Source organism: Paracoccus sp. P2 (assembly GCF_046335115.1).
Taxonomy (GTDB): Bacteria; Pseudomonadota; Alphaproteobacteria; order Rhodobacterales; family Rhodobacteraceae; genus Paracoccus; species Paracoccus pantotrophus.
Genome location: NZ_JBGOSN010000045.1, coordinates 1 through 15,589 on the forward strand (window position 1 = coordinate 1; position 15,589 = coordinate 15,589).

Annotated in this window: 12 protein-coding genes; 11 read left to right on the forward strand and 1 reads right to left on the reverse strand. The window is 61.8% G+C overall.

Annotated features, from left to right (window positions below; genetic code table 11):
- Nucleotides 1-273: 273 nt before the first annotated feature.
- The gene (locus ACDP63_RS19955; protein WP_409928546.1) at nucleotides 274-834 is read right to left on the reverse strand and encodes a helix-turn-helix domain-containing protein; all 561 of its coding nucleotides are present in this window, start codon (nucleotides 832-834) and stop codon (nucleotides 274-276) included.
- A gap of 214 nt (nucleotides 835-1,048) precedes the next feature.
- Here ACDP63_RS19955 and ACDP63_RS19960 point away from each other — a divergent pair, with 214 nt between their 5' ends.
- From ACDP63_RS19960 to ACDP63_RS20010, 11 genes are all read left to right on the forward strand, one after another.
- Nucleotides 1,049-3,493 (forward strand): FAD-dependent oxidoreductase, encoded by a 2,445-nt coding sequence (locus ACDP63_RS19960; protein ID WP_409928547.1) that lies wholly within the window; start codon nucleotides 1,049-1,051, stop codon nucleotides 3,491-3,493.
- A 99-nt stretch (nucleotides 3,494-3,592) separates the two neighbouring features.
- Nucleotides 3,593-6,040 (forward strand): FAD-dependent oxidoreductase, encoded by a 2,448-nt coding sequence (locus ACDP63_RS19965; RefSeq protein ID WP_409928548.1) that lies wholly within the window; start codon nucleotides 3,593-3,595, stop codon nucleotides 6,038-6,040.
- A gap of 43 nt (nucleotides 6,041-6,083) precedes the next feature.
- A complete protein-coding gene (locus tag ACDP63_RS19970) occupies nucleotides 6,084-6,842 on the forward strand; it encodes an electron transfer flavoprotein subunit beta/FixA family protein (protein WP_409928549.1) in 759 nt (252 codons plus the stop codon).
- Nucleotides 6,842-7,768 carry an electron transfer flavoprotein subunit alpha/FixB family protein gene (locus tag ACDP63_RS19975; RefSeq protein WP_409928550.1) on the forward strand — a complete coding sequence of 309 codons (927 nt, stop codon included), beginning with the start codon at nucleotides 6,842-6,844 and terminating at the stop codon, nucleotides 7,766-7,768. Before ACDP63_RS19970 ends, ACDP63_RS19975 begins: the two co-directional genes overlap by 1 nt.
- Entirely contained in the window at nucleotides 7,768-8,679 is a 912-nt protein-coding gene (gene folD, locus ACDP63_RS19980; protein WP_409928551.1) for a bifunctional methylenetetrahydrofolate dehydrogenase/methenyltetrahydrofolate cyclohydrolase FolD, read from the forward strand. Before ACDP63_RS19975 ends, folD begins: the two co-directional genes overlap by 1 nt.
- 100 nt (nucleotides 8,680-8,779) lie before the next feature.
- On the forward strand, nucleotides 8,780-9,664 hold the full coding sequence (gene purU, locus ACDP63_RS19985) for a formyltetrahydrofolate deformylase (RefSeq protein WP_409928552.1): 885 nt from the start codon (nucleotides 8,780-8,782) through the stop codon (nucleotides 9,662-9,664).
- Between the two features lie 42 nt (nucleotides 9,665-9,706).
- Nucleotides 9,707-11,098 (forward strand): hypotaurine--pyruvate aminotransferase Tpa, encoded by a 1,392-nt coding sequence (gene tpa / locus ACDP63_RS19990; RefSeq protein WP_409928553.1) that lies wholly within the window; start codon nucleotides 9,707-9,709, stop codon nucleotides 11,096-11,098.
- A gap of 78 nt (nucleotides 11,099-11,176) precedes the next feature.
- Nucleotides 11,177-12,178, forward strand: coding sequence for an ABC transporter substrate-binding protein (locus tag ACDP63_RS19995; protein ID WP_409928554.1), 1,002 nt, complete (start codon nucleotides 11,177-11,179; stop codon nucleotides 12,176-12,178).
- Nucleotides 12,179-12,556: 378 nt separating this feature from the next.
- Nucleotides 12,557-13,564, forward strand: a complete 1,008-nt coding sequence (locus ACDP63_RS20000) for an ABC transporter substrate-binding protein (RefSeq protein WP_409928555.1) — start codon at nucleotides 12,557-12,559, stop codon at nucleotides 13,562-13,564.
- A 55-nt stretch (nucleotides 13,565-13,619) separates the two neighbouring features.
- On the forward strand, nucleotides 13,620-14,507 hold the full coding sequence (locus ACDP63_RS20005) for an ABC transporter permease (RefSeq protein ID WP_409928556.1): 888 nt from the start codon (nucleotides 13,620-13,622) through the stop codon (nucleotides 14,505-14,507).
- Nucleotides 14,500-15,537 (forward strand): glycine betaine/L-proline ABC transporter ATP-binding protein, encoded by a 1,038-nt coding sequence (locus ACDP63_RS20010; protein WP_409928557.1) that lies wholly within the window; start codon nucleotides 14,500-14,502, stop codon nucleotides 15,535-15,537. Before ACDP63_RS20005 ends, ACDP63_RS20010 begins: the two co-directional genes overlap by 8 nt.
- Nucleotides 15,538-15,589: the final 52 nt, after the last annotated feature.

Consider the following 15,589-nt stretch of genomic DNA (forward strand, 5'->3'; position numbering starts at 1 on the left):
CTGGTTTCGGCGATCTGAACCAGTATGGCCCCGACGCCTTCCGCTTCTACACCAAGACCAAGACCGTCACCGCACGGTGGTTCTCGGGCATCAAGGACGGCGTCGCGCTGAACTTCAAGGCGATGGACTGAACCCAGAAGAGCTGAACGACACATGGAAGGGGGGCGTAGGCCCCCCTGCCTTCGGTCATGGAAACGATCGATTCAGGGAGCGATATTCGTGCCTCGGAGAAAATCGAGCTGTCTGGCGCCTCAGCGGGACCGGAGTCCATCTTCAATATATCGCCGGCGATATGATCCAGATTACCACCGCCGGAACCTCCCCGTCGTTGCGCCAGCCATAGTCCTGCTCGACGAACTGAAAGCTGTCCCCGGCTTTGAGTTGCACCTCGAGAGTGCCGATCCACAGGGTCAACTCGCCCGAGATCAGCACGCCGCCATCCTCCGCTTTCCGGGACGCCTTCAAGCCGCCGCTGCTGGATCTGGGGGCGAAGGTGGACTTGATCATTTCGAAGCTGCCGCCGAGCGTCGGCGACAGCAACTCCTCCACCAGACCGGTCTCGCTGGAGCCGATCGAGGTGCGATCCGCCACGCGAAGGATCAGGCCACGCTCCTCGGGCCGCTGATTCGCGGAGCGGAAAAAGAAGCTGATGTTCACCCCGAAATGCGTGGCGATGGTCGACAGGTCCTGGATCGATGGGACCGCTTGTCCTCTCTCCACCTGGCTGAGCCAGCCCACCGAACGGCCGAGTACCGCCGACAATTCCTTGATGGTGAAGCCACGCGACTTGCGCAGCGCCCTGATGTCGTTCCCAACAAGATTGTTCAAGATCAAAGGGGAAGCGTCCTATGCGGTTTCATGCCGGGCGTAAGATCCCCTGTTACGACGTCATTGGCAAGGATTTCAAGGAGAAGAGATCAGGTCCGATGCTATCTAGCTGGCAGATTCATCCATAGTGAATAATAGTTCTTGATTTTCAAATTTGACTCCGCAACCATAGAAAAATTCACCGCACAGACGCGTCGCACGCACCAGGGAGGTAATCTGCATGTCGTCATTTCCGGCCACCGCCAGAGTTGTCATCATCGGCGGAGGCGTGGTCGGCGTCTCCGCGCTCTATCACCTCGCCAAAGCGGGGTGGAGCGACTGCGTCCTGCTGGAGAAGAACGAGCTGACCGCCGGCTCCACCTGGCATGCAGCGGGCAATGTGCCGACCTTCTCGGCCAGCTGGTCGATCATGAACATGCAGCGGTATTCCGCGGACCTTTACCGCCGGCTGGCCGACGAGGTCGATTATCCGATGAACTATCATGTCACCGGTTCGGTTCGTCTCGGCCACAGCGCCGAGCGGTTGGACGAGTTCCGCCGCGTCGTCGGCATGGGCCGCCGTCAGAACATGGATATGGAGATCCTGACCCCGGACGAGTTGCTCGGGAAATATCCCTTCGTCTCGACCCATGACCTGACCGGCGCGCTTTACGATCCCTGCGACGGCGACATCGACCCGGCGCAACTGACGCAGGCGCTGGCCAAGGGTGCGCGCCAGATGGGCGCCCGGATCGAGCGTTTCTGCCCCGCCACCGGCGCCCGGCGCGAGGGCGACGAATGGGTCATCTCGACCCCCAAGGGCGAAATCCGCTGCGAATATATCGTGAACGCGGCGGGTTACTATGCCGGCCAGGTCGCCCGCTGGTTCGGGCGCGAACTGCCGATGGTGGTGATGAGCCATCAATATCTGCTGTTCGACACCATCCCCGAGATCGAGGCCTGGACCAAGGAAACCGGCCACAAGCTGCCGCTGCTGCGTGACGTGGACAGCAGCTATTACCTGCGGCAGGAGAAATTCGGCTTCAATCTCGGGCCCTATGAGCGCAACTGCCGCGCCCATTGGATCACACCCGACGATCCCTTCCCGGAGGATTTCAGCTTCCAGCTTTATCCCGACGATCTGGACCGGCTGGAATGGCACATGACCGACGCGATGGAGCGGGTGCCGCTGCTGGAAAAGGGTGCGCTGACCAGCGTGATCAACGGCCCGATCCCCTACACGCCCGACGGAAATCCGCTCATCGGCCCGATGCCCGGCGTGCCGAATGCCTTCGAGGCCTGCGTCTTCACCTTCGGCATCTGCCAGGGCGGCGGTGCCGGCAAGGTGCTGGCGGAATGGATCACCGAAGGGGCGACCGAATGGGACATGTGGTCCTGCGATCCGCGCCGCTTCACCGGCTTCGAGGACCGGGACTATGCCATCGCCAAGGGCAAGGAGATCTACGCCAACGAATATGCGATGCATTTTCCGCATCACGTCTGGCCCGAGGGACGGATGAAGAAGGTCTCGGCCATTCATGCCAGGACCGAGGCACTGGGTGCGCAATTTGGACCCTATAACGGTTGGGAGCGTCCGCTCTGGTATGCCCGTCCCGGCGACGATACCGCCGAGGAGGCTCAGCGGACCTGGCGCCGCGAGGGGCCGTGGTTCGGGGCGGTGGCCGAGGAATGCGCCGCCGTGCGCGATGCGGCGGGGATCCTGGACCTGCCGGGTTTCTCGCGCTTCCGCCTGACCGGGCCGGGCGCGGCCGATTGGGTGTCGCGCCAGATCACCGGCAAGGTGCCTTCGGTCGGACGGTTGGGTCTGGGCTATTTCGCCGACGACGCGGGCCGGGTGGTGACGGAAATGTCGCTGGCCCGGATCGCCGAGGACGAGATCCTGCTGATCACCGCCGCCTCGGCTGAATCGCATGATCAGGAATGGCTGCGCAGGCACCTGGAACCGGGCCTTTCCCTGGTCAACGAGACCACCGAATGGTCCACGCAGATCCTGTCCGGCCCGCGGTCGCGCGATGTGTTGCTGGCCGCCGGGGCCGAGGCCGACCTGACGAAGGGCTGGCTGACGCATCAGTGGGGCAAGGTCGTGGGCCGTGACGTCTGGTTCGCGCGGGTCAGCTTTGCCGGCGAACTGGGCTGGGAACTGCACACGCGCACAGCGGACACCGTGGCGGTCTGGGATGCCGTCTGGGCAGCGGGCCAACCTCTTGGGCTGCGCGCCTTCGGCATGTTCGCGCTGGATTCGCTGCGGCTCGAAAAGGGCTATCGGGCGTGGAAGGGCGATCTTTCGACCGATTACACCGTGCTGCAATCGGGACTAGGGCGCTTCGTCGATTGGCGGAAACCCGAATTTCGCGGCAAGGGGGCGCTGGAAGCAGAGCGTGAGGCTCCGCGTCCGAGCAGCTTTGTCACGCTGGTGATCGACTGCGAGGACCATGACGCGCCCTATATGTCCTCGATCTGGCACGGGGATCGCATCGTGGGAGAGTTGACCTCATCCGGTTGGGGCAACCGTGTCGGAGCCTGCATTGGACTCGGCATGATCGAGAACGATCTGAACATTCCCGGTACCGAGGTCGAGGTTGAGATCTTCGACCAGCGCTATTCCGCGAAGGTTGCTGGCGATGGCGGGCTTTGGGACCCCGAAAACGCTCGCATCAGGGCCTGATTTTTGCCTCTCCGGTGCCGGGGAGACAGACAAAAAGGAAAAACAACAACAATGCCGCCATCCTCGTAGATGGCGGCTCCCAACAGGAAGAAGGAAAACATGGTAGAAATCCCCGCAAAGGCGCGCGTGGTCATCATAGGGGGCGGTGTTTCCGGTTGTTCGGTCGCCTATCACCTGGCCAAGCTCGGTTGGACCGACATTGTGCTGCTGGAACGCAAACAGCTGACATCCGGCACCACCTGGCACGCGGCGGGGCTGATCGGCCAGTTGCGCGCCAGCCAGAACATGACCCGGCTGGCGAAGTATTCCGCCGATCTCTACACCAAGCTGGAAGCCGAGACCGGGCTTGCGACCGGTCTCAGGCAATGCGGCTCAATTACCGTGGCGCTGACCGAAGAGCGGCGCGAGGAGATTTTCCGCCAGGCAGCGCTGGCTCGCGCCTTCGGGGTGGACGTCAACGAGCTTTCGCCGCGCGAGGTGCTGGACCTCTATCCGCATCTTGAGATTTCCGATGTGGTCGCCGGCGTCCACCTGCCGCTGGACGGTCAGGCCGATCCGGGCAATATCGCGCTGGCACTAGCCAAGGGCGCGCGTCAGAACGGCGCGAAGATCGTCGAGCAGGTCAAGGTCACCAGGGTGGTGACGAAGGATGGCCGCGTGACTGGCGTCGATTGGGAGTCGGGCGGGGAAAGCGGCCATATCGCTACGGAAAACGTGGTGAACTGCGGCGGCATGTGGGGCCGTGACCTTGCGGCGCGGAATGGCGTCACACTGCCGCTGCACGCCTGCGAGCATTTCTATATCGTCACCGAGAACATCCCCGAACTGGCCCAGCTTCCGGTGCTGCGCGTCCCCGACGAATGCGCCTATTACAAGGAGGATGCGGGCAAGATCCTGCTGGGGGCGTTCGAACCGAAGGCCAAGCCCTGGGGCATGTCCGGCATCCCCGAGGATTTCTGCTTCGACCAACTGCCCGAGGATTTCGACCATTTCGAGCCGATCCTGGAAAAAGCCGTGGCCCGCATGCCGTTGCTGGGCCAGGCGGGCATCCACACCTTCTTCAACGGTCCAGAGAGTTTCACCCCCGACGATCGCTATTATCTGGGCGAGGCGCCGGAGCTGAAGGGTTATTGGGTTGCGGCGGGATACAATTCCATCGGCATCGTGTCCTCGGGCGGCGCGGGCATGGCGCTGGCGCAATGGATGAACGATGGCGAGCCGCCTTTCGACCTGTGGGAGGTCGATATCCGCCGCGCCCAGCCCTTCCAGCGCAATCGCCGCTATCTGCGCGAGAGGGTCACCGAGACCCTCGGCCTGCTATACGCAGACCATTTCCCCTACCGGCAACCCGCGACCTCGCGCGGCATCCGCCGCTCGCCGCTGCACGAGCAACTCAAGGAACGGGGCGCGGTCTTTGGTGAGACTGCGGGCTGGGAGCGCGCCAACTGGTTCGCGAATGATGGACAGGAGCGCGAGTACCGCTACAGCTGGAAGCGCCAGAATTGGTTCGACAACCAGCGCGCCGAGCATATGGCGATGCGCGAGGGCGTCGGGCTTCTGGACATGACCAGCTTCGGCAAGATCCGGGTCGAGGGCCGCGATGCGCTTGCCTTCCTGCAACGGCTTTGCGCGAACGACATGGACGTTCCCGCGGGGCGGATCGTCTATACCCAGATGCTGAACGACCGCGGCGGCATCGAATGCGACCTGACCATCACCCGGCTTTCGGAAACCGCCTTCTTCCTGGTTGTTCCCGGCGCGACCTTGCAGCGCGACCTGGCCTGGCTGCGCCGGCATCTGGGTGACGAATGGGTGACGATCACCGACATCACCGCCGCCGAGGCCGTGCTGCCGCTGATGGGCCCGCGCTCGCGAGAGCTGCTGTCGCTGGTCTCGCCCGACGACTTCTCGAACGAGGCGCATCCCTTCGGCACCGCGCGCGAGATCGAGATCGGCATGGGTCTGGCCCGCGCCCATCGCGTCACCTATGTCGGCGAATTGGGATGGGAGCTTTACGTTTCGACCGACCAGGCCGCGCATGTGTTCGAGACCCTGGCCGAGGCGGGCGAGGCCCTGGGCCTGAAGCTGTGTGGCCTGCACGCGATGGACAGTTGCCGCATCGAAAAGGCCTATCGCCATTTCGGCCATGACATCACCGACGAGGACCACGTGCTTGAGGCCGGCCTCGGCTTCGCGGTGAAAACCGGCAAGGGCGATTTCATCGGCCGCGATGCGGTGCTGAGGAAGCGCGAAACCGAGCTGACCCGCCGCCTGGTCCAGTTCCGGCTGCGCGACCCCGAGCCGCTGCTGTTCCACAACGAGCCGATCCTGCGCGACGGCAGGATCGTCGGCTTCCTGACCTCGGGCAATTACGGCCACGCGCTTGGCGGTGCCATCGGCCTTGGCTATGTGCCCTGCCGGCCGGATGAGACCCCGGCCGAGATGCTGGCCTCGGCCTATGCCATCGACGTGGCGGGCCGGATCGTGGCCGCCGACGCCAGCCTCGCGCCGCTTTATGACCCGAAATCCGCACGGGTGAAGGCGTGACGCTTCAACTGAATGATGAACAAACTCAGGGAGATACTTGCTCATGAAGGTTCTTGTCCCCGTGAAGCGTGTGATCGACTACAACGTGAAGGCCCGCGTCAAGGCGGACGGGTCTGGCGTCGATCTTGCGAACGTGAAGATGTCGATGAACCCCTTCGACGAGATTGCGGTCGAGGAGGCGATCCGGTTGAAGGAGGCCGGGAAGGCCGAAGAGGTCATCGCGGTTTCCATCGGCGTCAAGCAGGCGCAGGAAACGCTGCGCACCGCGCTCGCCATGGGTGCCGACCGCGCGATCCTGGTCGTCGCCGCCGATGATGTGCATCAGGACATCGAGCCGCTGGCCGTCGCCAAGATCCTGGCCGAGGTCGCCAAGGCCGAAGGCGCCGAACTGGTGATCGCCGGCAAGCAGGCGATCGACAACGACATGAACGCCACCGGGCAGATGCTTTCGGCGATCCTGGGCTGGGGCCAGGCGGCATTCGCCAGCAAGGTCGAGATCGAGGGCGGCAAGGCCAAGGTCACGCGCGAGGTCGATGGCGGCTTGCAGACCATCGAGGTCAGCCTGCCCGCCGTGGTCACCGCCGACCTGCGCCTGAACGAGCCGCGCTATGCCAGCCTTCCCAACATCATGAAGGCGAAGAAGAAGCCGCTCGAGGAAAAGACGGCGGGTGATTACGGCGTCGACGTGACACCGCGCCTGACGGTGGTTTCCACGCGCGAACCCGAGGGGCGCAAGGCCGGGATCAAGGTCGGCTCGGTCGATGAGCTGGTATCGAAACTGAAGGAAGCGGGGGTGATCTGATGGCTGTTCTGCTGCTTGGAGAAGTCACGAACGGGGTGCTGAACCGCGACGCGACGGCGAAGGCCGTCAATGCGGTCAAGGGTTTGGGCGATGTGACAGTGCTCTGCGCCGGGGCGCATGCCAAGGAGGCCGCCGCCGAGGCCGCGGGCATCGCCGGCGTCGCCAAGGTTCTGGTGGCCGAGGATGCGCGCTATGGCCATCGCCTGGCCGAGCCGACCGCGGCGCTGATCGTGGCGCTGGCGGGCGATTACAGCCATGTCGTCGCGCCCTCGACCACGGACGCCAAGAACGTGATGCCGCGCGTGGCCGCGCTTCTGGACGTGATGGTGATCCCGGACGTGTCCGCCGTGGTCGATGCCGACACCTTCGAGCGCCCCGTCTATGCCGGCAACGCGATCCAGACGGTGAAATCCTCGGACGGCAAGAAGGTGCTGACCGTGCGCACCGCCAGCTTCGATGCGGCGGGCGATGGCGGCTCGGCCTCGGTTTCGGATGCCACGCCGGCCGATGATCCGGGCCTGTCGAAATGGGTTGGTGACGAGGTCGCGGCCAGCGACCGCCCCGAACTGACCTCGGCGGGCCGGGTGGTCTCGGGCGGTCGCGGCGTCGGCTCGAAAGAGCAGTTCGCCATCATTGAGGCCCTGGCCGACAAGCTGGGCGCGGCGGTTGGCGCCTCGCGGGCCGCGGTGGATTCGGGCTATGCGCCGAACGACTGGCAGGTCGGGCAGACCGGGAAGGTGGTCGCGCCCGAACTTTACGTCGCCGTCGGCATCTCGGGCGCGATCCAGCACCTTGCGGGGATGAAGGACAGCAAGGTCATCGTGGCGATCAACAAGGACGAAGAGGCACCCATCTTCCAGGTCGCCGATTACGGCCTGGTCGGCGATCTGTTCACCACCGTCCCCGAATTGACCGGGAAACTGTAATGTCGGGGGAACTTGCAATCAACCGAGCCGCTCCGATCGACGGCAAGGGCTTTGCTGCGGAAGTACGGGCGCGGGTTGCGGAGCATGTCACGCGCCTGAAAGCCGATTACGGCATCACGCCCGGTCTTGCGGTGGTGCTGGTCGGCGAGGATCCGGCGAGCCAGGTCTATGTCCGCAATAAGGGTATCCAGACACGTGAAGCGGGCATGGTCAGCTTTGAGTACAGGCTGCCTGCAGAGACGCCGCAAACGGATCTGCTGACGCTGATCGCCCGGCTGAATGCCGATGCGTCGGTAAACGGCATCCTCGTGCAACTGCCCCTGCCCGGGCACATGGACGCCGAGGCGGTCATCAACGCCATTGATCCTGCAAAGGACGTCGATGGGTTCCACGTCTCCAATGTCGGGCTTTTGGCAACCGGGCAGAATGCGATGGTGCCCTGTACGCCTTTGGGCTGCCTGATGCTTTTGCGCGACCGGTTGGGCGATCTTTCGGGGCTGAATGCTGTCGTGGTCGGACGTTCCAATATAGTCGGCAAGCCCATGGCCCAGTTGCTCGTGAGGGAAAGCTGCACGGTGACGATCGCACATTCGCGGACGAAGGAGCTGGCCGCAGTATGCCGCGCCGCCGACATCCTGGTCGCCGCCGTGGGACGGCCGAAGATGATACCTGGCGACTGGGTCAAGCCCGGTGCGACGGTGATCGACGTTGGCATCAACCGCATTGAGGAAGGTGGCAAGACCCGGCTGGTCGGAGACGTGGATTTCGACAGTGCTGCACAGGTCGCGGGAGCGATCACGCCAGTCCCCGGGGGCGTCGGCCCGATGACCATTGCCTGCCTGCTGGCCAATACGCTGACCGCTTGCTGCCGGGCCAACAACCTGCCCGAACCGGAGGGCCTCACCGCCTGAAAGGCGAACGAACATTCGGATCGGGGGGCTTTGCTCCCGGTCCCCGGAACAATCCAGGCAAGCAGGAAACCAGGGCCTTGCCTCTTCAGTGGAGAGCCAGATGAAGAAATACACGCTGACGGTCACCTGTCCATCGACGCGCGGCATCGTCGCCACCGTGGCCGGCTTCCTGGCCGAGCATGGCTGCAACATCACCGATTCCAGCCAATTCGACGATCCCGAGACCGGTCGCTTCTTCATGCGCGTCAGCTTCGTTTCCGAGGAAGGCGTGGGACTCGAGGACTTGCGCGCGGGCCTGGCCGCTCCGGCCAAACCTTTCGATATGGATTATGCAATCCACGACGAGACCGAGAAGATGAAGGTCGTCATCATGGTCAGCCGTTTCGGCCATTGCCTGAACGATCTTCTCTACCGTTGGCGGATCGGGGCGCTACCCATCGACATCGTGGCGGTGATTTCCAACCACATGGACTATCAGAAGGTTGTGGTGAACCACGATATTCCCTTCCATCGCATCCAGGTGACCAGGGAAAACAAGCCTGACGCCGAGGCGCGGATCATGGCGGTGGTCGAGGAAACCGGGGCCGAACTGATCGTGCTGGCGCGCTACATGCAGGTGCTGTCGGATGCGATGTGCCAGAAGATGTCGGGCCGGATCATCAACATCCACCACAGCTTCCTGCCCAGCTTCAAGGGCGCCAATCCCTACAAGCAGGCCTATGAGCGCGGGGTGAAGCTGATCGGCGCGACCAGCCATTATGTCACCTCCGACCTCGATGAGGGCCCGATCATCGAACAGGACATCATCAGGGTGACCCATGCCCAATCGCCCGAAGACTATGTCAGCCTCGGCCGCGACGTCGAAAGCCAGGTTCTGGCCCGCGCTATCCACGCCCATATCCACCGCCGCGTTTTCTTGAACGGCAACAGAACGGTCGTCTTCCCGGCTTCGCCCGGATCCTATGCCTCCGAACGAATGGGGTGATCCCGTTCGTATCCGTTAATCATTCATAGCGAGGATCAGTTCATGACTGTCCAGCCTTCCGTTAACGACCTTGCTCCGATCGTCGCGGCCGACCGCGCACATGTCTGGCACCATCTCAGCCAGCACAAGCAATATGAGAACATCGACCCCCGCGTCTTCGTCGAGGGCAAGGGGATGCGCCTGTGGGACGCCACCGGCAAGGAATATCTGGATGCCGTGTCCGGGGGCGTCTGGACGGTCAATGTAGGTTACGGACGGACCAGCATCGCCGATGCCGTGCGCGACCAGTTGGTCAAGCTGAACTATTACGCCGGCGCCGCGGGCAACGTCCCCGCCGCCGTCTTCGCACAGAAGCTGATCGAGAAGATGCCGGGGATGAGCCGGGTCTATTACTCGAACTCGGGTTCCGAGGCGAACGAGAAGGCCTACAAGATGGTGCGCCAGATTGCCGCGCGCCATCACGGCGGGCGGAAATGGAAGATCCTCTACCGCGAACGCGACTATCACGGCACAACGATCGGCACGCTGGCGACCTCGGGCCAGCCGCAGCGGGCGCATCAGTACGGCCCCTATCCCGACGGCTTCGTCATGGTTCCGCATTGCCTCGAATACCGCAAGCAATGGGATGTCGAGAACTACGGCGAGCGTGCCGCCGACGCCATCGAGGAGGTGATCCTGCGCGAGGGCCCTGACACGGTGGGCGCCATCGTGCTGGAGCCGGTGACGGCCGGCGGCGGCGTGATCACCCCGCCCGAAGGCTATTGGCAGCGGGTACAGGAGATCTGCCGCAAATACGACATCCTGCTGCATATCGACGAGGTGGTCTGCGGTCTGGGCCGCACCGGCACCTGGTTCGGCTATCAGCATTACGGCATTCAGCCGGATATCGTGACGATGGCGAAGGGCGTGGCCTCGGGCTATGCGGCGATCAGCTGCACCGTCACGACCGAGCGCGTCTTCGAGATGTTCAAGGACGCGCCCGAGGACGGCATGAGCTATTTCCGCGACATCTCGACCTTCGGCGGCTGCACCGCCGGCCCGGTCGCGGCGCTGGAGAACATGCGCATCATCGAGGACGAAGGGCTGCTGGACAACACCACCCGCATGGGCGAGCGCGCGCTGGCCAACCTGAACGCACTGATGGATCGGCACGCGGTGATCGGCGACGTCCGTGGCAAGGGTCTTTTCTTGGGCGCGGAATTGGTTGCGGACCGCAAGACGAAAGAACCTCTGGCCGAGAGGCTGGTTCAGGCGGTGGTGGCCGATTGCATGGGGCAAGGGGTCATCATCGGCGCGACCAACCGCTCTCTGGACGGGGGACTGAACAACACCCTTTGCCTCTCCCCCGCCCTGATCGCCACGGCGGACGACATCGACCGCATTACCGACAGTATCGACCGGGCGCTGACCAAGGTCATTGCCGGTCAAGATTAAGGCCCGACTGCTTGTGGCCGGTGGAGGCGGTGTGGCCGGCAAAGCAGGAAACAGGTACACCGCTCAGGGAGAAGTTCGATGAAAAGGACTACCAAAGCGACTATTCTGGCTCTCGGCTTCAGTGCCGTGGGGACCGCTGCAATGGCGCAAGACTGCGGCGAGGTGACGATTGCCAGCATGAACTGGCAAAGCGCAGAAGTACTTGCCGCTCTGGACGCCTTCATCCTTCGGGAAGGCTACGGATGCGATACGAACGTGATCAGCGGGGACACGGTCCCGACAATCACGTCGATGGTGGAGCGAGGCGCCCCGGATATCGCGCCCGAAGGATGGATCGACCTTGTCCCGGAACTTCTCAACCGCGGACTGGACGAAGGTCGCCTCGTTGCGGCGGCGGTGGCGATTTCCGACGGGGCGGTCCAGGGTTGGTGGATCCCGAAATATGTCGCGGACGCCCACCCCGACGTCAAGACGATCGATGACGCTCTCAAGCATCCGGAGCTGTTTCCCGATGCCGAGGATCCCTCCAAGGGAGCGGTCTATAACGGACAGCAGGGTTGGGGCGGCACTTTGGTCACCACGCAATTCTACAAGGCTTACGAAGCCGAAGAGGCAGGCTTCAAGCTGATCGATACCGGATCTTCGGCAGGGCTCGATGGCTCCATCGCTCGCGCCTACGAGCGCCAGGAAGGATGGCTCGGTTACTACTGGTCGCCTACGGCCCTTCTCGGGCGCTATGAGATGGTCAAGCTGGACCATGGAGTTCCGCTGAACGAGGAAGAGTGGAAGCGCTGCAACTCCGTTGCCGACTGCCCCGATCCGCAGCGCAACGACTGGCCGAGCGATACCGTCCAGACGCTCGTGACTGCGGATTTCGCCAAGCGTGTGGACCCGGGCGTCATGGAATACCTCAACAAGCGGGCCTGGACCAACGCGACGGTGAACGCGTTGATGGCGTGGATGACGGACAATCAGGCTACCGGTGAAGACGGAACGGTCTATTTCCTTCAAAACAATGAGGAAATTTGGACCGAGTGGGTCACACCCGAGGCCGCCGAAAAAATCAAGTCGGCGCTCTGACAAGAGCAGACGCGGTGCGTGAACACGCACCGCGTCGCCAGACCTTGAGGCTTTGCAAGCCTCGGGGCCGAAAAATCAGTCGCCGAATCGCACAGGTTCGAGCGCAATCGAGGCACATTTTTTCGGTGAGAAAAATTATTGTGGATTTTTTCAACTTTGTGAAATATTGTTGCTGAACACGAATCGGAAGGCTCTATCTCGAGAACCAGCCCGATTCTGCCGCGCGAGTTGACATGCGCGTTGCGCAGAGGGGGCTACGGGACAAGTCGCTGACGGAGGGACACCAGACCTGCATCAACGGTGGTCTGGCGGAAGAAAAACGAGTTCGGAACGGCATGAAGGTCGTTCAAACGAACCTTTTCACACCAACAGGAGACGATGATGAAACAACTCTTGACCACATCCGGACTTTCCCTCTTGGGACTCCTCGTCGCCGGCGGAGCGCCGGCGTTCGCCGATTGCGGCGAGGTCACCGTCGCCAGTATGAACTGGAACAGTGCCGAGGTGCTGGCCAGCCTCGATAAAATTATCCTTGAAGAAGGATATGGGTGTAGTGTCGGAGTAATCAGCGGCGACACCGTCCCGACCATTACCTCTATGGTGGAACGAGGCGCGCCGGACATCGCCCCCGAAGGTTGGTTGGATGTCGTGCCCGAACTTCTGGAGCGGGGGATGGATGAGGGCCGTCTGGTGAAGGCCGCGGTGGCAATTTCCGATGGCGCGATTCAAGGATGGTGGGTCCCCAAATACATTGTCGACGCCCATCCCGATATCAAGACGATCGACGACGCGTTCCGGCACCCGGAGCTTTTCCCTGATCCTGAAAATCCCGATAAGGGCGGATTCCATGCTGGACCGCAGGGCTGGGGAAGCACACTTGTGACGACGCAGTTCTACAAGGCTTACGGCGGCGACGAAGCAGGCTTCCGCTTCATTGATACCGGATCGGCTGCGGGACTCGATGGCTCCCTAGCGCGCGCCCACGAACGGAACGAAGGCTGGATCGGCTATTATTGGTCGCCGACTGCAATGCTCGGCAGGTATGAAATGGTCAAGCTCGATCATGGAGTTCCTTTCGACGAGGAGGAGTGGAAGCGCTGCAACACCGTTGGTAACTGCCCCGATCCCCAGAGGAATGAGTGGCGTGCCGCAACTGTTCAGACGCTCATGACCTCCGATTTTGCTGAGCGTGCCGGAGAAGACATCCTGGACTACCTCAACAAGCGGTCTTGGACGAATGCAACCGTCAACGCACTACTCGCGTGGATGGCGGACAATCAGGCTACGGGCGATGACGCCGCATGGCATTTCCTCAGGAATAACGAGGATATCTGGGTAGAATGGGTTTCACCCGAAGCCGCGGAGAATATCCGATCGGCACTTTGACCGGCCAGAAAGGCATTGTCGAGAGAAGACACCACCAGACACAGCAGGGCATGATATGGACTGGCTCAAGAGTTTCCCACATCTTAGCGACAGCACGTTGCGAGAACTTCGGCGAGTAATCGACGATGAGTTTCGCGCGTTCACGCGCGCATATGGCGGCATCATCGAGGGCATATTTGAACCTCTCCGGATCTTTCTGATCCAATCGGAGCGGTTGATGCTCAACACACCATGGCCAATCGTCCTGCTGGTCATCGCCGCGATCGCCTGGTTTGCCAGTCGCAATTGGAAGATCGTCATTGGCAGCGTCCTGACGTTGTTGCTCATCGGGCTTTTCGACATGTGGGACGATACGATGCGGACGGTCTCGATGATTTTCGTCTGTACCGTGGTCGCCATTGCCATCGGTATTCCCACCGGAATTCTGATGTCTCGGTCGAACCGGATGCAGAGCTTCATCAACCCGATTCTGGACGTCATGCAGACCATGCCCAGCTTCGTGTATCTTATCCCCGTTGTCATGCTCCTCGGTATCGGTCGGGTGCCCGGCGTCATTGCCGTCGTCATCTATGCAATTCCTCCGGTCATTCGCCTCACGAACCTCGGGATTCGCATGGTCGACAAGGAAGTGCTCGAGGCGGCAGATGCCTTTGGCTCATCTTCCTGGCAGAAACTGAAAAACGTCCAGATGCCGCTTGCACTGCCAACGATCATGGCGGGTATCAACCAGACGATCATGATGGCGCTGGCCATGGTTGTCATCGCATCGATGATCGGTGTTCAGGGACTCGGCCAGCCGGTTCTGCGGGCGATCAACAACCAGTATTTCACCATGGGGATCTTCAACGGTCTGGCAATTGTCGGCATCGCGATCATCTTCGATCGGGTCAGTCAAGCTTATGGCCATCGTCTCCAAAAGCATCGGGAGGTGGTTCATGGCTGAGTCGAGCAAAAACGAGTATGGGATCGAGATCAGAAACCTCTCGAAGATCTTCGGGTCGCGCGCGGAGGAACTGGTTCATCTCGTTGAAGGTGGAATTACGAAGACCGAGCTGAACGATCAGCATGGCCATATCCTCGGGCTGCGGAACATCAATATCTCGATGCCTGCCGGCGGGATTCAGGTCATCATGGGGCTGTCGGGTTCCGGGAAGTCGACATTGATCCGTCACATCAATCGCCTCGTCGATCCCACCGCCGGGCAGATCCTCGTTGGCGGCGAAGATGTCGTGAAGATGTCCCAGAACGAGCTGAGAGAATTCCGTCGTCACAAGACTGCCATGGTATTCCAGAAGTTCGGCCTGCTCCCGCACCGGAATGTCCTCGAGAATACGGTTTACGGTCTGGAGGTTCAGGGGCTTCCGCGAGAGCGGCAGGTCGAAGCCGCGATGCACTGGCTGGAACGGGTTGGGCTGAAGGGCTTCGAGACGAAGTATCCGAACCAGCTGTCGGGCGGGATGCAGCAGCGCGTCGGTCTCGCGCGAGCGCTTACCAACGATGCTCCCATTCTGTTGATGGACGAGGCATTTTCCGCATTGGACCCCCTGATCCGAGTGGATATGCAGACGATTCTCCTCGATCTGCAGAAGGAAATCAGGAAGACCATCGTATTCATTACGCATGATCTGGACGAGGCTCTGCGTCTCGGTGATCAGATCGCGATACTTCGTGACGGAGAGGTCGTTCAGCAAGGAACCGGGCAGGAGATCGTGATGGCGCCCGCTGACGATTACATCCTCGACTTTGTTCGCCATGTGAATCGCGCCCGCGTTATTCGTGTGGAGACGATCATGGAGAAGTCAGTTGCCGATGGCGTTGCCCTGTCTGTTCCCGAAGGCACTTTGCTGGAAGATGCCGCGAGACAACTGATCGACTCCGGTCAGAGCGAGATGACTGTGGTCGACTGCAATAACCGTGCCGTCGGCAAGATCGATCTCAAGCGGATTACAAGGTCGATGGTTTCCGGCGGCTGATCCTGCAGATTTTAACAACTCGGGATTACGGAACATTTTCCAAGCGAGGAAA